General features: G+C 68.9%; 19 protein-coding genes. 13 read left to right on the top strand and 6 right to left on the bottom strand.

The window, feature by feature from the left end:
• The first annotated feature begins 309 nt into the window (after positions 1 to 309).
• The gene (locus ACFPN1_RS01765) at positions 310 to 1,650 is read left to right on the top strand and encodes a DEAD/DEAH box helicase (RefSeq protein WP_386752466.1); all 1,341 of its coding nucleotides are present in this window, start codon (positions 310 to 312) and stop codon (positions 1,648 to 1,650) included.
• An 8-nt stretch (positions 1,651 to 1,658) separates the two neighbouring features.
• Here the strand turns inward: ACFPN1_RS01765 and ACFPN1_RS01770 are convergent, their stop codons facing one another.
• A complete protein-coding gene (locus ACFPN1_RS01770; protein ID WP_386754005.1) occupies positions 1,659 to 2,621 on the bottom strand; it encodes a diguanylate cyclase domain-containing protein in 963 nt (320 codons plus the stop codon).
• A gap of 193 nt (positions 2,622 to 2,814) precedes the next feature.
• Positions 2,815 to 3,018, bottom strand: coding sequence for a KGG domain-containing protein (locus ACFPN1_RS01775; protein ID WP_386752467.1), 204 nt, complete (start codon positions 3,016 to 3,018; stop codon positions 2,815 to 2,817).
• A gap of 523 nt (positions 3,019 to 3,541) precedes the next feature.
• Between ACFPN1_RS01775 and ACFPN1_RS01780 the strand changes: the two genes are divergently transcribed.
• The 7 genes from ACFPN1_RS01780 to ACFPN1_RS01810 all read left to right on the top strand — a co-directional run bounded on the left by ACFPN1_RS01780 (position 3,542) and on the right by ACFPN1_RS01810 (position 9,660).
• A complete protein-coding gene (locus ACFPN1_RS01780) occupies positions 3,542 to 3,970 on the top strand; it encodes a YciI family protein (RefSeq protein WP_386752469.1) in 429 nt (142 codons plus the stop codon).
• 10 nt (positions 3,971 to 3,980) lie between these two features.
• Positions 3,981 to 4,394 carry a VOC family protein gene (locus ACFPN1_RS01785; RefSeq protein ID WP_386752471.1) on the top strand — a complete coding sequence of 138 codons (414 nt, stop codon included), beginning with the start codon at positions 3,981 to 3,983 and terminating at the stop codon, positions 4,392 to 4,394.
• 113 nt (positions 4,395 to 4,507) lie between these two features.
• Positions 4,508 to 5,806 (top strand): RNA polymerase sigma factor, encoded by a 1,299-nt coding sequence (locus ACFPN1_RS01790; RefSeq protein WP_386752473.1) that lies wholly within the window; start codon positions 4,508 to 4,510, stop codon positions 5,804 to 5,806.
• Positions 5,807 to 6,076: 270 nt separating this feature from the next.
• Positions 6,077 to 7,246: a hypothetical protein gene (locus ACFPN1_RS01795; protein WP_386752475.1), complete on the top strand. Its 1,170-nt coding sequence runs from the start codon at positions 6,077 to 6,079 to the stop codon at positions 7,244 to 7,246.
• A gap of 113 nt (positions 7,247 to 7,359) precedes the next feature.
• Positions 7,360 to 8,100, top strand: a complete 741-nt coding sequence (locus ACFPN1_RS01800) for a sulfurtransferase (protein WP_386752477.1) — start codon at positions 7,360 to 7,362, stop codon at positions 8,098 to 8,100.
• A 58-nt stretch (positions 8,101 to 8,158) separates the two neighbouring features.
• Positions 8,159 to 8,830 (top strand): DUF998 domain-containing protein, encoded by a 672-nt coding sequence (locus ACFPN1_RS01805; protein ID WP_386752479.1) that lies wholly within the window; start codon positions 8,159 to 8,161, stop codon positions 8,828 to 8,830.
• Positions 8,827 to 9,660: a class I SAM-dependent methyltransferase gene (locus ACFPN1_RS01810; RefSeq protein WP_386752481.1), complete on the top strand. Its 834-nt coding sequence runs from the start codon at positions 8,827 to 8,829 to the stop codon at positions 9,658 to 9,660. The genes ACFPN1_RS01805 and ACFPN1_RS01810 overlap by 4 nt, the downstream gene beginning before the upstream one ends.
• 139 nt (positions 9,661 to 9,799) lie before the next feature.
• On the opposite strand, the gene ACFPN1_RS01815 is transcribed toward ACFPN1_RS01810, so the two are convergent.
• Positions 9,800 to 11,044 (bottom strand): TIGR03862 family flavoprotein, encoded by a 1,245-nt coding sequence (locus tag ACFPN1_RS01815; RefSeq protein ID WP_386752483.1) that lies wholly within the window; start codon positions 11,042 to 11,044, stop codon positions 9,800 to 9,802.
• 198 nt (positions 11,045 to 11,242) lie between these two features.
• On the opposite strand from ACFPN1_RS01815, the gene ACFPN1_RS01820 reads away from it, so the two are divergent.
• Together ACFPN1_RS01820 and ACFPN1_RS01825 are read left to right on the top strand one after the other, a co-directional pair.
• The gene (locus ACFPN1_RS01820; protein ID WP_386752484.1) at positions 11,243 to 12,016 is read left to right on the top strand and encodes a dimethylarginine dimethylaminohydrolase family protein; all 774 of its coding nucleotides are present in this window, start codon (positions 11,243 to 11,245) and stop codon (positions 12,014 to 12,016) included.
• An 87-nt stretch (positions 12,017 to 12,103) separates the two neighbouring features.
• The gene (locus tag ACFPN1_RS01825) at positions 12,104 to 12,256 is read left to right on the top strand and encodes a hypothetical protein (RefSeq protein ID WP_386752486.1); all 153 of its coding nucleotides are present in this window, start codon (positions 12,104 to 12,106) and stop codon (positions 12,254 to 12,256) included.
• A gap of 12 nt (positions 12,257 to 12,268) precedes the next feature.
• Here the strand turns inward: ACFPN1_RS01825 and ACFPN1_RS01830 are convergent, their stop codons facing one another.
• From ACFPN1_RS01830 to ACFPN1_RS01840, 3 genes are all read right to left on the bottom strand, one after another.
• Positions 12,269 to 13,021: a type 1 glutamine amidotransferase gene (locus tag ACFPN1_RS01830; protein ID WP_386752488.1), complete on the bottom strand. Its 753-nt coding sequence runs from the start codon at positions 13,019 to 13,021 to the stop codon at positions 12,269 to 12,271.
• Between the two features lie 102 nt (positions 13,022 to 13,123).
• Entirely contained in the window at positions 13,124 to 14,500 is a 1,377-nt protein-coding gene (locus tag ACFPN1_RS01835) for a hypothetical protein (RefSeq protein ID WP_386752490.1), read from the bottom strand.
• Between the two features lie 13 nt (positions 14,501 to 14,513).
• Positions 14,514 to 16,493, bottom strand: coding sequence for a DEAD/DEAH box helicase (locus tag ACFPN1_RS01840; protein ID WP_386752491.1), 1,980 nt, complete (start codon positions 16,491 to 16,493; stop codon positions 14,514 to 14,516).
• Between the two features lie 98 nt (positions 16,494 to 16,591).
• Here ACFPN1_RS01840 and ACFPN1_RS01845 point away from each other — a divergent pair, with 98 nt between their 5' ends.
• From ACFPN1_RS01845 to ACFPN1_RS01855, 3 genes are all read left to right on the top strand, one after another.
• The gene (locus ACFPN1_RS01845) at positions 16,592 to 17,041 is read left to right on the top strand and encodes a hypothetical protein (protein WP_386752492.1); all 450 of its coding nucleotides are present in this window, start codon (positions 16,592 to 16,594) and stop codon (positions 17,039 to 17,041) included.
• A gap of 315 nt (positions 17,042 to 17,356) precedes the next feature.
• Positions 17,357 to 18,913, top strand: a complete 1,557-nt coding sequence (locus ACFPN1_RS01850; protein ID WP_465262147.1) for a protein adenylyltransferase SelO — start codon at positions 17,357 to 17,359, stop codon at positions 18,911 to 18,913.
• Positions 18,914 to 19,071: 158 nt separating this feature from the next.
• Positions 19,072 to 20,952 (top strand): ATP-binding cassette domain-containing protein, encoded by a 1,881-nt coding sequence (locus tag ACFPN1_RS01855; protein ID WP_386752493.1) that lies wholly within the window; start codon positions 19,072 to 19,074, stop codon positions 20,950 to 20,952.
• Positions 20,953 to 21,093: the final 141 nt, after the last annotated feature.

The raw sequence follows: 21,093 nt of genomic DNA on the forward strand, positions 1-21,093 counted from the left end.
ATGCGCTGCAGCACGCGTGGCGGCGTCGGGGCCAGGGCCGGCGCAGGTGGCTAAACGGGGCCGATTCGCGTACAGTTCGCCCCGTTTCGCGCACGGCTGATCCGTTTTCCTAGGTAAGCCCCGCCGCTCCCGGCCTCCGGCCGGCCCCCGCGGCCCCAGCTTCTGCTGGCATATCCCGTACGCCTTTCGTCGCGCAGACACGGTCCGGAGCTTCCGGCACCGTTCAATCAGATCACTCGCAAGCGCGGTACCAAGGAAAGCTTCGAGTTTCGCAACCGGTTCGCCGGCTGCGATCAACGGAGCTTCAACATGACCTTCGAATCGCTCGGGCTCGCCCCCGCGCTGCTGCGCGCGCTGTCCGAAAACAACTACACCACGCCGACGCCGATCCAGGCCGAGGCGATCCCGCTGGCGCTGGCCGGCCACGACGTCCTCGGTGGCGCCCAGACCGGCACCGGCAAGACCGCCGCATTCGGCCTGCCGCTGCTGAACCGCCTGTCCAAGCAGACGCCGCCGAGCGGCCCGCGCAAGCCGCGCGCGCTGATCCTCACGCCGACCCGCGAACTCGCGATGCAGGTGACCGACAGCCTGCGCGCCTACGCGAAGCACCTGCGTCTGAACATCACCGCGATCTACGGCGGCGCCGGCATGCAGCCGCAGGTCGACAACCTGCGTCGCGGCGTCGACGTGCTCGTGGCCTGCCCGGGCCGCCTGATCGACCACCTCGAGCGCGGCACCGCGCGCCTGGACAACGTCGAGATGCTGGTGCTGGACGAAGCCGACCGCATGCTCGACATGGGCTTCCTGCCCGCGATCAAGCGGGTGCTGGGCAAGCTGCCGGCGCAGCGGCAGACGCTGCTGTTCTCGGCGACCTTCGAGGCGCAGATCAAGGCGCTGGCCCTGGAATTCATGCGCAATCCGCGCCAGGTCCAGATCGCCGCGCAGAACACCATCGCCGAGACGATCACCCACCGCGCCCATCCGGTCGACGCCTCGCGCAAGCGCGAGCTGCTGACGCAGATCCTGGCCACGCGCCACACCGACCAGGTGATGGTCTTCGGCAAGACCAAGCACGGCTGCAACCGCCTGGCCGAACAGCTCGAGACCGCGGGCCTGAAGGCCGTCGCCATCCACGGCAACAAGAGCCAGGCGCAGCGCACCAAGGCGCTGATCCAGTTCAAGACCGGCAAGGCCCGCGTGCTGGTGGCGACCGACGTCGCCGCGCGCGGCCTCGACATTCCCAACCTGCCGCTGGTCATCAACTACGACCTGCCGATGGTGGCGGAGGACTATGTGCACCGCATCGGTCGCACCGGTCGCAACGGTGCCAGCGGCGAAGCCCTGTCGCTGGTCGCGCCGGAGGAAGGCGGCCTGCTGCGCCAGGTGCAGAACATGCTCAGGGCATCGATCGAACTGGTGACGGTGGACGGCTTCGCGCCGAGCCGTCCGATCCAGCTCAATGCACCACTGCCCAAGCCCGGCAGCGCTCCGCGTTCGCAGCGCGGACACCGTCCGCACGGCAAGCCGGCCCAGCGCCACGCGCATGCCGGACCGCGTCCGCAGCGCGGCAACGGTCGCGGCAATGGCCAGGCCGGCGACAGTCGCGGCAACGGCGGCGGCAATGCCAGGCGGGGCGGTACCCGCGGCTGAGCTTTCCGTCAGCGCGCCGCACGCGCGGCGCGCTTGTGCGCGTACATGGCCTGGTCGGCGGTTTCCAGCAATGCCTCCAGCGAAGCGCCATCGTCGGGATACATCGCGATGCCGATGCTGGTGCCCAGGCGCACCGGCTCGCATTCGAACGTGAACGCGGCGCCGACGCGCGCAACCAGGTGCTGCGCGTGGGCCTGCACGCGTTCGCGCCCGGATACCTGCGCCAGGATCACGCCGAACTCGTCGCCGCCCACGCGTGCGACGGTGTCCGCGGGCCGTGACGCATGGCGAATGCGCGCGGCGACTTCGCAGATGGCCGCGTCGCCCGCACGATGGCCAAGCGAATCGTTGATCGGCTTGAGTCCGTCCATGTCCAGGCTCATCACGCCGAAGCGGCGTTTCTCGCGGGCGGCCACGGCGAGGGCAGCGCGCAAGCGTTCGAAGAACAATGCGCGGTTGGGCAGTCCGGTCAGCACGTCGTGGGTGGCGCGATAGAACAGTTCACCGCTTTCGTGTTGCGTGGCATGGAACATGGCGGCGGCGATCAGTTCCGCGATCAGCCCGAGCACGTGCTGGTCCTCGTCGTCGAAAGCGGACGGTTCCGGAGACAGGACCTTCAGCACACCGACGACCCGCTCGTGATGCCGCAACGGCACGACGATCATCGAACGCAGACCGACGCGGCGACAGGCCTCGGTGTCCGTGCGCGGATCCGTCTCCGAGTCTTCGCAGCGGAACGCTCGGCCGTGCTCCACGCACAGGCCGGACAGACTGCGTCCGCGGGCCAGGCGGAGGCCGAGGTGCATTTCGGCGATACCGCAGCTGGCCCCGTACACGAGGTCGTCCGCTTCGACGAGTTCGATGGCGGCGCCGGCGGCGTGGGTAAGCGCCTGCGCCCGCTCGGCGGCCAGCGCCATCACCCCTCCCAGGTCCACGCCGAGGCGCGCGATCTCCGTCTGCGCCTGGATCACGCCCAACAGCCGATCCGTTGACGGTGTGCGCACGAGGGCCATGAGCGCCCTGCGGGTGGAGTTCGCCCACGATTCTAGCCGTGTCGCGCAGTCAGGGAGTCATGCCGGGCGACCTTCCGTCGAGTGACGGGTCCGCCCGTATGGCGAAGGCGCCCGAAGGCGCCCTCGTCGATCCGGCAGATGTGGTCGGGTGTCAGCGATTGCTGCCCTGGCGATTGCCGCCGCCCGAGGCTTCGCCGCCCTTGCGGCCGATTTCGGACATGTGCTGGCGGTCGCGGCTGACCGCTTCGCCGCCCTTCTGGGCGATCTTGCGCTGCTTGTCGTCGTCCATGCCGGCGAAGCCGCGGCCCTGGTTGCCCTGGTTGCGGTTCTGGCCCTGGTTCTGGTTGGTAGGCATCGGTTGTGCTCCTTGTCGCTGCGCGATACGGGTTGCATCGCTTCTGATCCTCCGTCCTCCCGTCGCATCGCGGAGTCGGTGGACATGCGCGAGGTTAGGGAAGTGCGCGTTAGACCAGCGGCCACCGCGAGTAAAGCGGAAGTAATGGTCGCGCCGATCGTTTCCTCGCAGCGCGAGCAGCGTGCGGGTGTCGTTGCCAGTCATCGATGCGGTGAGGATGTCGACGTGCACCGTTCACGGTGCCGCCGCGGGGCGTCATGCGCGCGTTCATCGCGACACGCGCAAGGGGAAGTCGATCTGCCGCGCGTTCACGACGCGTCGTAACGTCGCGCGAAGTCGGCCTGCGCCCGCCGAGCCGCGCCCTCGCAATCCGGTTCCGCCTATCCGCCCGTCGGGCCGGAGTGGTGCCGAAAAAAGATCCGTCCGCCATGTCGATTTCCCCGTCACCGGTTCGTCGTACCTGCAAGAGCGCGGAAAGCCCCCACGGACAACGGCGCTCCCCACCCCAACGAGGAGAACGAACATGCGCGTCCTGGTCATCGTCAAGGCCACCCCGGAATCCGAGGCCGGCATCCTGCCGAGCGAACAACTGCTTGCCGACATGGGCCGGTTCAATGAAGAACTGGTCAAGGCGGGCGTCATGCTTGCCGGCGAGGGCCTGCATCCCTCGTCGCGTGGCAAGCGGATCGAGTTTTCCGCTACCGGCGGCAAGCGCACCGTCGTCGACGGTCCCTTCAGCGAGACCAAGGAGCTGGTCGCGGGCTTCTGGATCTGGCAGGTGAGCTCGCTCGAGGAAGCGGTCGAGTGGGTGAAGCGCTGCCCGCATCCGCACCCCGGCCAGGAAGGCACCATCGAGATCCGTCCGCTGTTCGAGGCCGAGGATTTCGGCGACGCCATGACGCCCGAACTCGTCGAGCAGGGCGCCCGCCTGCGCGAACAGCTGCAGCACTGAGGAGACCGTCATGCAGATCAACGCTTACCTGGTCTTCAACGGCAACTGCGAGGAAGCCTTCTCCTTCTACGCCCGCTGCCTGCGCGCGGAACTGGCGATGCTGCAGCGCTTCGGCGACACGCCCGGTTGCGAAGGCATGCCGGCGGCGCAGCGCGACAAGGTCATGCATGCGCGCCTGCAGGCGGGCAACCAGGTGCTGATGGCCTCGGACAATCATCCCGACCATCCGTACGACGGCATGAAGGGCTGCTCGATCGCGCTCGCCGTCGACGAGCCGGCCGAGGCCGAGCGCATCTTCGGCGAACTCGCCGAAGGCGGCGCGGTGACGATGCCGATGCAGGAGACGTTCTGGGCCAAACGCTTCGGCATGCTGACCGATCGCTTCGGCGTGCCGTGGATGGTCAACGGGGGGCTGCAGTCCTGACTGCGACTCTCGCGATACGCGGGGAACGGCGTCGCAGGGCGACGCCGGTTCCGGCACCGGAAGAGCAAGCTTTGCGCTTGCACCGTCATCGGCGCGGTGGTGTGATCCCGGGCATGGCCGATTCCCCCGACAAATCTCCGGAAACCGCGAACGCGCAGCAGGTGCGCCGCACCATCGACGCGGTATGGCGCATGGAATCGGCCAAGCTCATCGCCGTCCTGGCGCGCATGCTGCACGACGTCGGCCTCGCCGAGGAGCTCGCGCAGGATGCGCTGGTGACCGCGCTCGAACAGTGGCCGCAGACCGGCGTTCCCGAGAACCCCGGCGCCTGGCTGATGACTACCGCCAAGCACCGCGCCATCGACCGCCTGCGCCGCCACCAGCTGCAGCAGCGCAAGCACGAGGAGCTCGGATACGAGATCGAACTGCACCAGCCCGTGCACGAGGAGGACATCGTCGATGCGCTGGACGATCCGATCGGCGACGACCTGCTGCGCCTGGTCTTCACCGCCTGCCATCCGGTGCTGTCGCAGGACGCGCGCGTCGCGTTGACGTTGCGCCTGCTCGGCGGCCTGACCACCGACGAGATCGCGCGCGCGTTCGTCGTGCCCGAGCCCACCATCGCGCAGCGCATCGTCCGCGCCAAACGCACGCTCGCCGAAGCCAACGTGCCCTACGAAGTGCCGCGCGGCGAGGATCTGGTCGAGCGGCTCGCCGCGGTGCTGGCGGTCGTCTACCTCATCTTCAATGAAGGCTATTCCGCGACCGCGGGCGAGCACTGGCTGCGGCCGCACCTGTGCGAGGACGCACTGCGTCTGGGCCGCGTGCTCGCCGGCCTGATGCCGCAACAGGCGGAAGTGCACGGCCTGGTCGCATTGATGGAAATCCAGGCCTCGCGCGCCGGCGCGCGCACCGGGCCGTCGGGTGAACCGATCCTGTTGCTCGACCAGGATCGCGCGCGCTGGGACCGATTGCTGATCGGACGCGGCTTGGCGGCGCTGGAACGCGCCGAGAAGCTCGCCAGCACGCGCGGCATCTACACGTTGCAGGCCGCCATTGCCGCCTGCCATGCACGCGCGCTGCGGCCGGAAGACACCGACTGGGCGAGCATCGTCGGCTTCTACGGCGAACTGTCGCGGCTGACCGGTTCGCCGATCGTCGAACTCAACCGTGCCGTGGCCTTGAGCATGCTGTTCGGGCCCGCATCGGGTCTCGAACTCGTCGATGCACTGGCGGGCGATCCCGCGCTGGCTCGTTATCACTTGCTGCCGAGCGTGAGGGGCGACCTGCTGTTCAAGCTCGGCCGCAAGGACGAGGCGCGCGCCGAATTCACCCGCGCCGCGGAGATGACCCGCAACGAACGCGAGCGCGACCTGCTGCTGGAACGCGCGGCCGCCTGCATCGCGTCCTGACGCGCGCGACGCACCTGGCGATCGTTGGCGCGTTCGCCGGCTGAACGCGTGGCACGGGTGAACCTCGTCCGATTGCGGCGAGTAGCGCGGAGGCCGCGGTCCTAGCGTCGTACGGGAAGGCGCCGCTTCCTTCTGCACATGCAAGGCGCAATCGCACGATGCGCCATTCCCGGTGCGGTTTCGCCGCCAGGGCAGGCGTGCGTCTTCACGGTTCCTCCATTCCGGCGCGGGCTTCCGCGCCCGTCCATCCGTGCACGAAGGGAGATCGACATGAAGACCTTGCATTCCGCGCCGGCGCTGGCACTGCTGGCTTGTCTCGCCAGCGGCAGCGTCGCCGCACAGACCCACTATCGCGTCGAAGAACTCGGATCGCTCGACGGCAACAACGCACGCGGCAACAGCATCAACGACTTCGGCGTCGTGGCCGGTTACTCGACCGTCGCCGACAACAGCGTCCGCCATGCCACCGCGTGGTTCTTCGGACGCACGCTCGACCTGGGCACGCTGGGCGATCCGGCGACCAGCAACAGCACGGTGCCCTGGCCGGTGAAGGCGCTGGGTGGCCCGATCGTGGGCATCAGCCAGACCGACGCCCCCGATCCGAACAACGAACTGTGGAGCTGCTTCTTTTTCTTCAGCGGCCCGCACGCCGCCAACGGCAAGGCCTGCCGCGGCTTCGCCTGGGAACGCGGAAAGCTGCGCCCGCTGGAGCCGCTGCCCGGCGGCACGCACAGCTTCGCCGCAGGCGCCAACAACATCGGCGAGATCGTCGGTTGGGCCGAGAACGGCACCGTCGACGACAGCTGCGTCGCGCCGCAGAAGCTCCAGTTCAAGCCGGTCGTGTGGGGACCGGGGCGCCGGCCGGTCCGTGCGCTGCCCTTGCCCGAAGGCGATACGTCCGGCGCCGCGACCGCGATCAACGATCGCGGCCAGATCGTCGGCATCTCCGGCATCTGCGACATGGCGGTGGGCCGCTATTCGGCCGCGCACGCGGTGCTGTGGGATCGCGGGCGCACGATCACGCTCGGCGGCTTCGACGCGCCGTACTGGAACACGCCCAATGCCATCAACCGGAACGGCGATGTGGTCGGCTTCATGGGCACGCCCGACGATCCCGACGGCAACCGCCTGCGCGCCTTCATCTGGATGCACGGTGCCGCGCAGGTGCAGATGATCGCGCCGCTGCCGGGCGATGCGTATGCCTCCGCACAGGGCATCAACGACGCACGGCAGGTCGTGGGCACCTCGTGCAAGGAAGGCGCCGTCGATTGCCGCGCCTTCCTGTGGGAGAACGGCATCACTCGCGACATCAGCCGGCAAGCGGGTTATGCGGGCGTGCTGACCAGCGCGCAGGACATAAACAACACCGGAGCGATCACCGGACGTGCAGTCGATGCGGCCGGCGTGCGCAAGGCGTTCCTCGGCGTGCCCTTGCCATGATCCCTGGGGGCGGCCGCGGTTTCACCGGTCTGCCACGGCCGCCGCTCTTCGACCCCGTCGTCCGGCGGGGTCGCTTTCTGCGACACGGCGCGGCGGCCCGGTAAAATGCGCGGGTGATCCTGAATATCGCCGCCTACCACTTCGTTCCCATCGACGATCCGGCCGCGCTCGCGGTGCAACTGCGCACACTCGCGGAAGCGGGCGACCTGCGCGGCACCGTGCTGGTGGCGGGCGAGGGCGTCAACCTCTTCCTTGCCGGCGCGGAGTCGGCCATCCGCGTGTTCCTCGATGCGTTGCGCGAGGATCCGCGTTTCGCCGGCATCGTGGTGAAGGAGAGTCGCAGCAACGCGCAGCCGTTCGCGCGACTCAAGGTCAAGCTGAAGAAGGAAATCATCGCCTTCCGCCGCGACAATTCGTCGCCGCTGGAAGCTCGCGCGCCCACCATCGCGCCTGAAGATCTCGCCCGCTGGATCGAAAAGGGCGCGGACGACCAGGGCCGCCGGCTGGTGCTGCTGGATACGCGCAACCGCGAGGAAGTCGCCTACGGCACCTTCAGCGGTGCGCTGACGCTGCCGATCGACAACTTCACCGACCTGCCCGAGGCGCTCACGCCGCACCGCACGGCCCTGGCCGATGCGGTGGTGGTCAGCTTCTGCACCGGCGGCATCCGCTGCGAAAAGGCCGCGCTGTGGATGCAGGCCGAAGGCATGGACAACGTGCTGCAGCTGGATGGCGGCATCCTCGGCTACTTCGAACGCGTGGGTGGCCTTGGCTACGAAGGCCGCTGCTTCGTCTTCGACGAGCGCGTGGCGCTGGACCACGAACTCAAACCGCTGGTCGATCCCGCCGCCTGACGGAATCGCCCGCCCGACGCGCGCCATCGATGGCGTGCTCCAACAGGAAAGGAGTCGCATGCAAACCTTGCCCGGCCCATCCCGGCTCGAACCCCGTGTTCTCGGCGGCGCCGCGCTTGCCGCCGTGATCTTCTTCGCGCTCGTCACCGGTGCGGTGCAGGTGTTGCGCGGCGACCTCGACTGGCTCCGCGCGCCGCTGAGTTTCTATCTGCTGGGCAATTACGGTGGCCTGGTGCGGGTCGCGTACTTCGGCCTCGGTGCTGCATTGGCGCTGCTGGGTGCCGGCTACTACCGCGCGCTTGCGGTTCCGGCGCGCAGTGGGGCGCCGCTGTTGCTGTTCGTCGTCGCCGGGCTGGCCCTGGGCGTGACGGCGAGTACCGATTCCGGTCCTGACACGGACCGGGCGTCGCTGGCCGCGCTGGTGCATGGGCTTGCGGCGAGCGCGGCTTTCCTGTGCATCACCGTGGCGATGATGCTGCAGGCGGTGCGGTTGCGTCGTGACAGCGAATGGCGGCGGCGCTTCGGCGTCGCGTTTCCGCTGGCCGCGGTGAGCTTCATCGCGATGTGGGTGCATGCGCTGTGGCGCGATGCGCCGCGCGGCCTGACCCAGAAGCTGGTGATCGTGCTGATCCTGGCCTGGCTGGTCCTGATGGCGTGGTGGCTGCAACGCCATCGCCGCGATGCCCGACACGCCGTAACCGCAGCAGTCCCCACGGAGTCCCTGCCATGAGCGCCGATCGCAATCCGCAAGCCGAACAGATGGGCGACGAGTCCATGGCGCGCAACCTCGCACACCAGGCCGAGGCGATCTGGCCGCAGGAGGCGCCGCTGTTCGATCGCTACGGACTTTCCGGTGCGTTGCGCATCCTCGATCTGGGCTGCGGTACCGGCGAGATCACGCGGCGTCTGGCCTCGCGTTACCCGCAGGCAAGGATCGAAGGCGTCGACATCCTCGAGGGGAACCTCGCGCTGGCCCGACGCGACAGCGCGTCGTTCGGCGACCGCATCCATTACGAACAGGGCGACGCGTTCGCGCTGAAATACGACGCTGCTGCATTCGACCTCGTCGTCTGCCGGCACATGTCGCAGGCCGTGCCGGATTTCCCGCTGGTGCTGGCCGAGATCACGCGCGTGCTCAGGCCCGGCGGCTGGCTGCACCTGCTGTCGGAGGACTACGGCATGCTGCACATGCCGGTGATCGAGCGCGATGGCGTGCAGTTCGATCCGGATCGCTTCTGGAACGAGAACGCCATCGCCTACCTGCGCGGTATCGGTTGCGACGGGCGCATTGGCCGGCATTCGCCGGCATTGCTCGCGAATGCAGGGTATGGCGACATCGCGCTGGATTACGTGGTCGTCGATACGCTGCGTGTGCCGCGCGGGACGTTCGCGGGAATCATGCAGGCGTGGCGCGATGGCTATTCGCAGGTGCTGGCGGAAGCGTCCGGTCGTACGGCGGCGGAAGTCGCCGCGGATTTCGACACGATCATCGCCGCGATCGCGACGCCGCCGTATTACGCGGTGTGGCAGGTGCCGGTGGTGTCGGGGCGGAAGGCGTAGAGACGTCCCTCACCCTGCGTTGCTCCGCATAGCTAGCCTTTGACTCTCTTCTCCCCGCATCGCGGGGAGAAGATGCCCGAAGAGCCTGCCCCCGAATGCTCTAATCGGAGGCAGATGAGGGGCACTTTTGCTTTCGCCGCTACCGTCGCGCAGCCAACCACGCCACCGCCCCACGCCCCGCACGCACGCCGCTCGCAAAGCACGCCGTCAGCAGATAGCCGCCGGTCGGCGCTTCCCAATCCAGCATTTCGCCGGCGCAGAACACGCCGGGAAATGCCCTCGCCATCAACGTCGCGTCCAGCGCTTCCAGCCGCACGCCGCCGGCGCTGCTGATGGCTTCGGCGATCGGGCGCGGAGCGCGCAGCGTCAACGGCAAGCGTTTGATCGCCCCTGCCACCGCGGTCGCGTCATCGAGTTGCGCTTTTGTCAGCACTTCGCGCAGCAGGGCCGCCTTGGCACCGGTCAGTCCCGTCTGCCGGCGCAGGTGTTCGCTGAAGCTGCGGCCCGAGCGCGGTTTCGCCAGATCGTTGCGCAACCGCTCCAGGTCGCGCCCCGGCGCGAGGTCCAGGTGCAGGGTGGCGCTGCCATCGCGCGCGATCGTGTCGCGCAGCGTGGCCGAGAGTGCGTAGATCAGGCTGCCCTCGATGCCGCCGGCGGTGACGACGCATTCGCCCTGCAATGTGTGTTCGAGCCCGGAAAGATCGCGCCAGTGCGCAATCACCGGCTTCAGCGGCGCGCCCGCATGCCGCTGCATGGGCTCGCTCCAGCCGATGTCGAAGCCGCAATTGGACGGCTGCAGGTCGACGACGTCGATGCCGCGCTGGCGCAACGCCGGCACCCACGCGCCATCCGAGCCCAGTTCGGGCCAGCTCCCGCCGCCGAGCGCGAGCACGGTGGCCGGCGCGTCCACGACCAGTTCGCCGTCGGGCGTGGCAAAGCGCAGCGATCCGTCGTCGTTCCATCCGATCCAGCGATGCTGCACGTGGAAGCGCACGCCCTGGTCGCGCAGTCGTCGTACCCAGCCGCGCAGCAGCGGTGCGGCCTTGCGGTCCATGGGGAACACGCGCCCCGAGGTGCCGACGTAGGTGTCGATGCCGAAACCGCGCGCCCATTCGCGCAACGCGTCCGCGTCGAAATCGTCGAGCCAGGCGGCGACCTCGCCGGCGCGCGCGCCGTAACGCGCATCGAAACCGGGGCGCGGTTCGCCATGCGTCAGGTTCAAACCACCCTTGCCGGCGATGAGGAACTTGCGTCCCACCGAGCCCTTGCCTTCATAGAGGTCGACCTCAACGCCCGCCGCGCGCGCGACTTCGGCCGCCATCAGGCCGGCGGGGCCGCCGCCGACGATGGCGAGGCCGGGAAGGGAGATGCGCGAGGACGACATGGGCAGCCGGAGCGTTGGGCGGCACATTATGCCGCGCCGCGCCGCGACAAGCCTTCCGCCGCGAAGCGTCCGAACGCGCCGCAGCGCGCGGTAGAACACGAGCGCTGAGCGTTTGTCGCGGAGTCATCGTCGGGCTTGCCGCACGTGTGCCAATGCGTCCCGGATGCTAAAACACCGTATCCCAAACGCCGGTCCACCATGCGCATCGCCATCACCCGCGAAGTCAGCCCGAGCCTGGCCGACTGCCAGCTCACCCACGTCGCGCGCACGCCGATCGATGTCATGCGTGCCGATGCCCAGCACCGCAACTACCAGCGCGTGCTGGCCTCGCTCGGCTGCACCGTGCTGACGCTGCCGGCCGAACCGGCGCTGCCCGATGCGGTGTTCGTCGAGGACGTGGCGATCGTGCTGGACGAAGTCGCGGTCATGACCCGTCCCGGAGCGGAATCGCGGCGCGCGGAAGGCGCATCCGTCGCGGAGCTGCTGGGACGCTACCGCCCGCTGCGCGCGATCGAAGCGCCGGGCACCGTGGACGGCGGTGACGTGCTTCGGATCGGTCGCACGCTTTATGTCGGCCGGTCGGGCCGCAGCAACGCGGACGGCATCGCGCAGTTGCAGGACGCGGTCGCCGCTTTCGGTTATCGCGTGCAGCCCGTGGCGATCCGCGGCTGCCTGCACCTGAAGTCGGCGGTGACGGCGGTGCGCGACGACACCGTGCTCCTGCAGCCGCGCTGGGCCGATGCGGCCTCGTTCCCCGGTTTCCGCGTCATCGAAGTGGATCCCGACGAAGAGCACGGCGCGAACGTGCTACGGATCGGCGAAGTCGCGGTGATGCCCGCGTGCTTTCCGCGCACGACGCAACGCCTGCGCGACGCGGGCATCGAAGTGGTGACGGTCGACGTATCCGAGCTGCAGAAGGCCGAGGGCGCGACGACCTGCTGCAGCCTTGTGTTCGAGGCAAACCGCGCGTGATCGCGATGCGCCGGCGTCGCAGTGGCGGCATCGACGCCATCGCCGCGGCGCCGGCGTTAAGCTCCCTCCATTCCGTGGAGACCTGAAATGAGCTGGATCGGTATCGTCCTGGTGATCCTCTGCCTCTACCTTGCGTTCAAGGTGGCCGGCTTCTTCTTCAAGCTGCTGCTGTGGGCTCTGGTGATCTTCGGCATCTACTGGTTGGCCGCGCCGTACCTCGGATTGCCGCGCTTCTTCTGACGCCGCGCGGTCTCAGGCGCCTTCGCGCGAGGGCTGCGTGCGCAGCCGCTGCGGGCGGCCGACCAGGTCGAGAAAATTGTTGAACACCGCATCGGCCTGGCGCTGCATGCCGGCGATGCATTCGCGGGTCTGCGCGCGGATCGCGGCTTCATCGGTGTGGCCCAGTGCGGCCAGCTCGGCGCGATAGGCTGGATTGGCGAGCCAGCGCTCGATCAGCGGTTCGTCCATTTCCAGGTGGAACTGGAAGCCGTAAGCGTTGTCGCCGTAGCGGAACGCCTGCGATTCGCAGGTCTCCGTGCGCGCGAGGTGCACCGCGCCCTGCGGAATCCCGAAGTGGTAGCTGTGCCACTGGAACACGTCGGCGTGCTCTCCCAGTGGTGCAAGCACGGGATCGCGGCGGCCGGCATCGGTCGTCTGCAACCGGTACCAGCCGATCTCCGGTTCGCGCGTGCGCTGGATCGGCGCACCCAGCACATGCGCGAGCAACTGCGCGCCCAGGCAGATGCCGAGCACGGGCTTGCCCTGCGCCAGCATGCGTTCGATCGCGCGCAACTCTGTGCGCAGGTGCTGGCGATGCGCCTGGTCTTCGACGTTCATCGGCCCGCCCAGCACGATCAGGCCGTGATAGCGGTCGACGTTGGGCTCGGCATTGGGCTGCCGCTCGAAGTTGGCGAAGCGGATGCGGTGGCCGCGCGCGCGGATCAGCGGATCGAGCGTGCCCAGCGGCTCGGCGGCGACGTGCTGGAAGACGAGGAGGCGGGACATGCAGCGGGGCGGGCCGAAAGGCGCGTGGGAGGCCGATGCAGCTTAGCCCGCGCTGCGATGGCGCGACCGCACTTCATCGCCCATCGACATGCCCGATTGCCATCAGTCCAGCACGTCCCAGCGGTACTCGCTGGTGCGCACGAGCGGATAGGTGCCACGTTCGGCCGCGCCGACCGGCGGCGTGGCCAGCTCGATCACGCGGAAGCGCAGCGCGTTGCCGTCCCACTGCGGCACGCCCGGATGGGCCATGAAGGGATTGACGCCCGCGGCGAGCGGCAGGGGCGCTTCGATCCGACGCAGCGGCGTCCCCGTCGCGTCGTATTCGGCGTAGGTCAGGCGCGCGGCGCCGGTGCCGCCGTCGTACACGCGCCGCCAGATGGCGAAGAAGGCGACGCCGCCACGCGGCGTGGCGAGCAGCCAGAATGGCTGGTCGACGTACATGCGCTCCGCATCCGCTGTCGCTTCGGTGCGCTCGCTTATCCACGGCAGCGGCACTTCGTGCCAGCGATCGTCGGCACCGGCCAGGCGCAGGGTCCAGCCGCCGGCCGTGGAGACGGTGGCGTTGGCGAGCGGCGGCGGACGCACTTCGCCGAGGCGGTTGTGTTCGCGCCAGTCGATCGCGCCGGTGCCGGGTTGTCGTGACAAAACCTGCAGCGGGCGTTCGGCAACGACGGCGAACGGTGCCGATGCGGCGCGCACGATGGAAGCGGTGGACGCGGAGGCCGTCGATGCGGACTCCGGCGATCCGGATACGGCGGCGGGTTCGCGTCCCGGGTGCAGCGGTTGCAGCAACTCCTCCTGCAACCGGCGCAGTTCGCGGGTGCGACCGCATCCGTAGACCGGATAGCCGGACACGGTGACCTGATAGGAAAGGGTGGTGCTGCGGATATGCGCGAGCGGCGGCGCCACGTCGGGCGCGCGGGTGTCGCGCAGCCGGTAATCCGTCCTCAGCAGGTAGCGCGCGGTGATGCCGTCGTACCAGTGGCGGCGCGGCGAGAGGTCGAGCGCTTCCAGTCGGTAGCGCGATCCGGGCACGTCGCGCGGTTCGACCACCAGGCATTCGGAAGGTCGCATGCCCATGTCGGCCAGTTGACGGGTGAAGCTGCCGCGCCGCTGCGGATGCATCCCTTCGAGATGGGCGTGCATCGCCGCACATTCGCCCTCGCCACGGCCGATGCGCAGGCGCGCGTAAGCGGGATGGCCGCCCGCGACGGACGCGAATGCGCGGCCATCGGTTTCGACCTGCTCGAAGCCGCGTCGCAGCAGCATGCGCGCGGCCCAGTCCAGCGCATCCTCGCCACGCAACGCGGCCGTCGCGGCGTAGTAGCCGTCGGTGCGGAGGGGCTGCGCGGGCATCACGACCGGATGCGCGCGGCATTCGGCCTCGATGCTCGCCTGCGGCGTGCAGCCGCCAACGAACATCGCCGCCATGACGGCGGCGATGGGAAGGAGCAAACGGAGCGGGGCACGATCGTTCATGCCCCGCATCGTATCAACGCGGTCGGCGCGGCGGCCCGGATCGGTTTGGCTTGTTGCCGCGCGGTCCCGGCCCGCGGCGTTCGCGTCCGTCGTCGCCGCCGAACGAACGCGCCTCGCCCGGACGGCTGATGCGCAGCGGCTGGCCGGCCACGCGCACACGCTTGAGGTGATCCATGATCTCGCGCGGCATGCCTTCGGGCAGGTCGATCAGGCTGAACTCGTCGCGGATGTCGATGCGGCCGATGTAGCGGCTCTCCAGCTCGGCTTCGTTGGCGATCGCACCGACGATGTTGCCGGGCTTCACGCCGTGGCGATGGCCGACCTCGATGCGGAAGGTTTCCATGCCCGCTTCGGGCGCGCGGCGCTCTTCGCGCGGCGGGCGCGGGGCGCGCGGGGCTTCGTCGTCGAAGAAGGCTTCGGCATCGTTGTGTCCATGCCGGGACGCGACGGCGTCCATGGCCGCGGTGTGTTCGCCGCCGTGCGGACGCGGGCGGTCGCGTTCGAACTTGCCGGTGCGCGGGCCGTCGAAGTCGCCGCGCGCGCGTTCGGACATGCGCTTGGCGAAGGACGGCTTGCCGCCGTCGTGCCGGTCGAAGCCGGGCTTTTCGAAACCTTCGCGATGCGGCCGCAGCTGTTCCGCCGTGGCCTGCAACAGCAGCGGCATGTCGCCCTGCACGAGCCTGGCCAGCGCCGCGGCGATCTCCACCGCCGGCACGTTCTTCTCGCGTTCGTAGCGTTCGACCAGGTCGCGGAACATCGCCAGGTCGGCGCTTTCCAGCGCGGTGGTGATGCGGCCGAGGAATTTCGACACGCGCTGCTCGTTCACCGTTTCCACGGTGGGCAGTGCCATCGGCTCGATCGGCTGGCGCGTGGCGCGCTCGATCGCGCGCAGCATGCCGCGCTCGCGCGGGGCGACGAACAGGATCGCCTCGCCCTTGCGTCCCGCGCGGCCGGTGCGGCCGATGCGGTGGACGTAGCTCTCGGTGTCGTAGGGGATGTCGTAATTCAGCACGTGGCTGATGCGCTCGACGTCGAGGCCGCGCGCGGCCACGTCGGTGGCGACGAGCACGTCGATGCGGCCGTCCTTGAGCTGGTTGATCGTGCGCTCGCGCGCCTTCTGGTCCATGTCGCCGTTGATCGCGGCGGCGGAGATGCCGCGTGCGGACAGCTTGTCGGCGAGTTCCTCGGTGCCCAGCTTGGTGCGGGCGAACACGATCATCGCGTCGAAGGGCTCGGCCTCGAGGATGCGGGTGATCGCGTCGAGCTTGTTCACGCCGCTCACCGCCCAGTAGCGCTGGCGGATGTTGGCGGCGGTCGTGGTGGTGGCCTTGATCGCCACTTCGACCGGATCGCGCAGGTAGGTGGTGGCGATGCGCTTGATCTGGTGCGGCATCGTCGCCGAGAACAGCGCCACCTGGCGCGTTTCGGGGATCTTCTTCAGCACGGCTTCGACGTCGTCGATGAAGCCCATGCGCAGCATCTCGTCGGCTTCGTCGAGCACGAGCTGGCGCAGCTGCGAGAGGTCGAGCGAACCGCGTTCGAGATGGTCGATCACGCGGCCGGGCGTGCCGACTACGACCTGCACGCCGCGCTTGAGCGCCGCCAGCTGCGGGGTGTAGCTCTGGCCGCCGTAGATCGGCAGCACGTGGAAGCCGGGCAGGTGGTGGGCGTATTTCTGGAACGCCTCGGCGACCTGGATCGCGAGTTCGCGGGTGGGCGCGAGCACCAGGGCCTGCGGCTTCTGCTGCGCGGGATCGATGCGGGCCAGGATCGGCAGCGCGAACGCCGCGGTCTTGCCGGTGCCGGTCTGGGCCTGGCCGAGCACGTCGCGGCCGGCCAGCAGCGGCGGGATGGTGGCGGCCTGGATCGGCGAGGGCGTTTCGTAGCCGACTTCGGCCAGGGCCTTGAGCAGGCCGTCGGGCAGGCCGAGGTCGGCGAATTTCGCGGACGGGGCGTCCGTGGTCGGAGTGTTCGGGGGGACGGGGGCGCTCATGGCAGCCTCGATGACGCCGGCGCGTGGCCGGTCTGGGCGCATAGTGTAACGGCAGGCGTCCGGGCCCAGGCTCGACGCCTCCATCACCGGAGGGCGCGATGAACCCGCAGTGGAACGACGACGTGCGCGAGATTCCGACGCTGATCCGCGCGATCTATGCCTGCATTTCCGGCCCGGCCGGTGCACCCCGCGACTGGGCACGCTTCCGCTTCCTGCACCGGCCCGAAGCCCTGAGCCTGCGCACGGTGGTCGAACCGGACGGCTCGACGCGGGCGCAGGTCTTCACCCAGGAGCAGTACGTCGCGGATGTCGCGCCGTTCTTCGCGGCCAACGACTTCTACGAGATCGACATCGCCCACCGGGTGGAGATCTTCGGCCAGGTGGCGCATGCGTGGAGCCTGTACGAGGCGCGCACGGCGCCGGATTCGCCGGTGGTGATCAAGCGCGGCGCCAACAGCATCCAGCTGTGCCACGAGGACGGGCGCTGGTGGGTGGTGAGCACGATCTGGGACAACGAGCGGGAAGGAGTGCGCTTTGGTTTGTGGTGAGGAGCTCGAAGGGGCGGGCGGGCCGTTGCTTCGCGCGGCGTGACGTCCCTCACCCTGCCTCGCTGCGCGAAGCTGTCCCTCGCTCTGCCCCCGGCCCTTGCGCACGGCGCAAGGGCGTTCAGTCGGGCGTGCGCCAGTGGCGCACAAGCGCCCGCCTTCACCCCGCGGGCGGGGCGAGGGAATGTCGGACAAGCGGGCGAGGAGATTGCTTTCAGCACGACAACTCGCAACCTCGCCTCCAACGACGCAGCGCCTTGCCGCTCCCATCCACCCCACCTCGCTACCATTCAAGGCCCGCCCTCATCCCCACCTGCCTTGAACCTGCAATTCGACAACCGCTTCCTGCGCGAACTTCCCGGCGATCCCGAAACCGGTTCGCGCGTGCGCCAGGTCGAAGGCGCGGCCTGGTCGCGTGTCGATCCCGCGCCGGTGCTGCGACCGCAGTTGCTGGCGTACTCGCGCGAAATGGCCGAAACGCTTGGCATCGGCGAAGACGAACTGCGTTCGCCGGAGTTCGCCGAGGTCTTCGGCGGCAACCGGCTGCTGCCCGGGATGGAGCCGTTCGCGGCGAATTACGGCGGCCACCAGTTCGGCCATTGGGCGGGGCAGCTCGGCGACGGCCGCGCGATCACGCTGGGCGAGACCATCGGCCGCGACGGCCGACGCTGGGAACTGCAGCTCAAGGGGGCAGGGCTGACGCCGTACTCGCGCAGCGCCGACGGCCGCGCGGTACTGCGTTCGTCGATCCGCGAATTCCTGTGCAGCGAGGCGATGCACCACCTCGGCGTACCGACCACGCGGGCACTGAGCCTGGTGGGAACCGGGGAAGCGGTCATCCGCGACATGTTCTACGACGGGCATCCGCGGCCAGAGCCGGGCGCGATCGTGTGCCGCGTCGCGCCTTCGTTCCTGCGCTTCGGCAATTTCGAGCTGCCGTATTCGCGCAGCGACCTGCCGCTGCTGCGGCAACTGGTCGAGTTCTGCATCCGCCGCGATTTCCCGGAACTGGAAGGCGAGGGCGAGCCGCTGCACGCCGCCTGGTTCGGCGAAGTCTGCGAGCGCACCGCGGTGATGATCGCGCACTGGATGCGGGTGGGCTTCGTGCACGGGGTGATGAATACCGACAACATGTCGGTGCTCGGCCTCACCATCGACTACGGCCCGTACGGCTGGATCGACAACTACGATCCGGACTGGACGCCGAACACGACCGATGCCCAGGGGCGCCGCTACCGCTTCGGCTGGCAGCCGAAGATCGCGTACTGGAACCTGATCCGCCTGGCGCACGCGATCTCGCCGCTGTTCGAAGACCCGCAGCAGCTCAATGCGGGTTTGCAGCGCTACGCCGACGTCTATACCCGCGAGGATCGCGCCAACATCGCGGGCAAGCTCGGTCTGGGCGAATGCCGCGATGAGGACGTCGAGCTGGTGCAGCAGCTGCACACGCTGCTGGCCGATGGCGAAGTCGACATGACGCTGTTCTTCCGCGGCCTGGCCGACGTCGACGTGGGCGCCCCGTCGCTGCTGCCGCTCGAACACGCGTTCTACGACGCAGACAAGCGCGAGGCCACGCGCGACGCCTTCGACGACTGGCTGGCGCGTTACGCGGCGCGCGTGCGCGAGGACGCGGCCGATCCGGCGCAGCGACGCACGCGGATGAACCGCGCGAATCCGAACTACGTGCTGCGCAACTACCTGGCGCAGCAGGCCATCGACCGCGCCGAACAGGGCGACCTCGCCGGCGTCCACGAACTGCTGGACGCAATGCGCCGGCCCTACGACGAACAGCCCGGCCGCGAGGCCTTCGCGCAGAAACGGCCCGACTGGGCGCGGCAGAAGGCGGGGTGTTCGATGCTGTCCTGCAGCTCCTGAAGCCTCCGCGCGCGAGCGTGTCCGCGGGAGCGAATGCACCTCGGCGGCGCGCGTACGCCCTTTTTCGCTCGTCCGCGGCATCCGGATGTCCGCACGCGGGCGGCGCGACCCGCGCAATTGGGCCACCGGCCGCCGGACGCGCACCGTAAAATGCGCGCATGCCCCTGATCACCCTGCAAAACGCCGACTACGGCGTCGGCGGCCCCTTGCTGCTGGAAAACGTCGGCCTTTCGATCGAAGCCGGTGAACGCATCGCCCTGATCGGCTGCAACGGCGCCGGCAAGTCGACACTGCTGAAGCTGCTGGCCGGCGAGATCCAGCCCGATGACGGCGAAGTGCGCGTCGAGGGCGGCGTGCGCGTCGCGCGGCTGGAACAGGAGGTCCCCGCCGGCGCCGATGGCGACGTGTGGGATGTCGTGGCCGGCGGTCTGGGCGAACTCGGCGCGTGGCTGGCCGAGTACCACCACCTCAGCCACGCGGCGCAGGTCGATACCGATGCGCTGGCGAAGGTGCAGGCGAAGATCGAGGACGCGCACGGCTGGTCGCTCGACCAGCGCGTGACCGAAACGCTGACGCGATTGCAACTCGACGGCGATGCCGTGTTCTCCGGCCTTTCGGGCGGCATGAAGCGCCGCGTGCTGCTGGCGCGCGCGCTGGTGTCGTCGCCCGACGTGCTGCTGCTGGACGAGCCGACCAACCACCTCGACATCGAGGCCATCGACTGGCTCGAAGGGTTCCTCAAGGCCTGGACCGGCGCGCTCGTCTTCGTCACCCACGATCGCCGCTTCCTGCGCGCGCTCGCCACCCGCATCGTCGAGATCGACCGCGGCCAGGTCACCAGCTGGCCCGGCGACTGGGCCAACTACGAACGCCGCCGCGAAGAGCGGCTCAACGCCGAAGCGCAGGAAAACGCCCGCTTCGACAAGCTGCTCGCGCAGGAGGAAGTGTGGATCCGGCAGGGCATCAAGGCCCGCCGCACCCGCGACGAGGGCCGCGTGCGTCGCCTCAAGGCCATGCGCGTCGAGCGCCAGCAGCGCCGCGACCTGACCGGCAACGTGCGCATGGAAGTCGCGCAGGGCGAGGCGTCCGGGCGCAAGGTCATCGAAGCCAAGGGCGTGTCGTTCGGTTACGGAGGCGATGCCATCGTCCGCGATCTGTCGACGACGATCATGCGCGGCGACCGCATCGGCCTGATCGGACCCAACGGCAGCGGCAAGACCACGCTGCTGAAACTGCTGCTGGGCGAACTCGCGCCGATCTCGGGCGAGGTGAAACTCGGCAGCAACCTGCAGGTCGCCTACTTCGACCAGTACCGCGCCACGCTGCGCGAGGACTGGAACGCGATCGAAAACGTCGCCGAAGGCCGCGAAAGCGTCGAGATCAACGGCAAGCACAAGCACGTGATCGGCTACCTGCAGGATTTCCTGTTCACGCCCGAACGCGCGCGCGCGCCGATCACGCGGCTGTCGGGCGGCGAGCGCAATCGCCTGTTGCTGGCGCGGCTGTTCGCGCAGCCGTCCAATCTCCTGGTGATGGACGAACCGACCAACGATCTCGATGTCGAGACGCTGGAACTGCTGGAGGAACTGCTCGCCGATTACCCGGGCACGCTGCTGCTGGTGAGCCACGATCGCGACTTCCTCGACAACGTCGTGACCTCGACGCTGGTGATAGAAGGGGCGGGCCGGGTCGGCGAATACGTCGGCGGTTACAGCGATTGGCTGCGGCAGCGGCCGCAGGAGCCCGTTGCGCCGGCAGCCCGTGCGGCGGCTCAGCTGGCGCCGGCAGCCGCTCCCGCGAGCAGTGCGGCCGCGCCCGCGAAGCGCAAGCTCAGCTACAAGGACGCACGCGAGCTGGAGCAATTGCCGTCGCGGATCGAAGCGCTCGAAGCTCGCGTCGAGGAACTGACGGCAGCGATGAACGATCCGGCGTTCTACCAGCGCGGCAGCGCGGGCATCGCCGCGCACAACACGACGCTGGCGGAGGTGCAGGCCGAGCTGGACGCTGCTTATGCACGGTGGGGTGAATTGGATTCGTGATGGGTCCTGCAGGAGGCGGATGCCTGGTAGTCGTGCGTGATGCCTGAACGGGCTGATTCCGGCAAGGCATGTTCTTCCCGAAAACGGCGCTTTGATTTCTTCTTCTCACTCTTGCGGGCAGAAGATGCTCGGAGGGCAGAT

Origin of the sequence: Lysobacter yangpyeongensis (assembly GCF_042655745.1) — a bacterium.
GTDB classification, from domain to species: Bacteria; Pseudomonadota; Gammaproteobacteria; order Xanthomonadales; family Xanthomonadaceae; genus Agrilutibacter; species Agrilutibacter yangpyeongensis.

Coding starts and splice junctions, on each gene's coding strand:
- ACFPN1_RS01765 (WP_386752466.1), top strand. CDS start 310: ATGACCTTCGAATCGCTCGGGCTCGCCCCCGCGCTGCTGCGCGCGCTG.
- ACFPN1_RS01775 (WP_386752467.1), bottom strand. CDS start 3,018: ATGCCTACCAACCAGAACCAGGGCCAGAACCGCAACCAGGGCAACCAG.
- ACFPN1_RS01780 (WP_386752469.1), top strand. CDS start 3,542: ATGCGCGTCCTGGTCATCGTCAAGGCCACCCCGGAATCCGAGGCCGGC.
- ACFPN1_RS01785 (WP_386752471.1), top strand. CDS start 3,981: ATGCAGATCAACGCTTACCTGGTCTTCAACGGCAACTGCGAGGAAGCC.
- ACFPN1_RS01790 (WP_386752473.1), top strand. CDS start 4,508: ATGGCCGATTCCCCCGACAAATCTCCGGAAACCGCGAACGCGCAGCAG.
- ACFPN1_RS01795 (WP_386752475.1), top strand. CDS start 6,077: ATGAAGACCTTGCATTCCGCGCCGGCGCTGGCACTGCTGGCTTGTCTC.
- ACFPN1_RS01805 (WP_386752479.1), top strand. CDS start 8,159: ATGCAAACCTTGCCCGGCCCATCCCGGCTCGAACCCCGTGTTCTCGGC.
- ACFPN1_RS01810 (WP_386752481.1), top strand. CDS start 8,827: ATGAGCGCCGATCGCAATCCGCAAGCCGAACAGATGGGCGACGAGTCC.
- ACFPN1_RS01815 (WP_386752483.1), bottom strand. CDS start 11,044: ATGTCGTCCTCGCGCATCTCCCTTCCCGGCCTCGCCATCGTCGGCGGC.
- ACFPN1_RS01820 (WP_386752484.1), top strand. CDS start 11,243: ATGCGCATCGCCATCACCCGCGAAGTCAGCCCGAGCCTGGCCGACTGC.
- ACFPN1_RS01825 (WP_386752486.1), top strand. CDS start 12,104: ATGAGCTGGATCGGTATCGTCCTGGTGATCCTCTGCCTCTACCTTGCG.
- ACFPN1_RS01830 (WP_386752488.1), bottom strand. CDS start 13,021: ATGTCCCGCCTCCTCGTCTTCCAGCACGTCGCCGCCGAGCCGCTGGGC.
- ACFPN1_RS01835 (WP_386752490.1), bottom strand. CDS start 14,500: ATGAACGATCGTGCCCCGCTCCGTTTGCTCCTTCCCATCGCCGCCGTC.
- ACFPN1_RS01840 (WP_386752491.1), bottom strand. CDS start 16,493: ATGAGCGCCCCCGTCCCCCCGAACACTCCGACCACGGACGCCCCGTCC.
- ACFPN1_RS01845 (WP_386752492.1), top strand. CDS start 16,592: ATGAACCCGCAGTGGAACGACGACGTGCGCGAGATTCCGACGCTGATC.
- ACFPN1_RS01855 (WP_386752493.1), top strand. CDS start 19,072: ATGCCCCTGATCACCCTGCAAAACGCCGACTACGGCGTCGGCGGCCCC.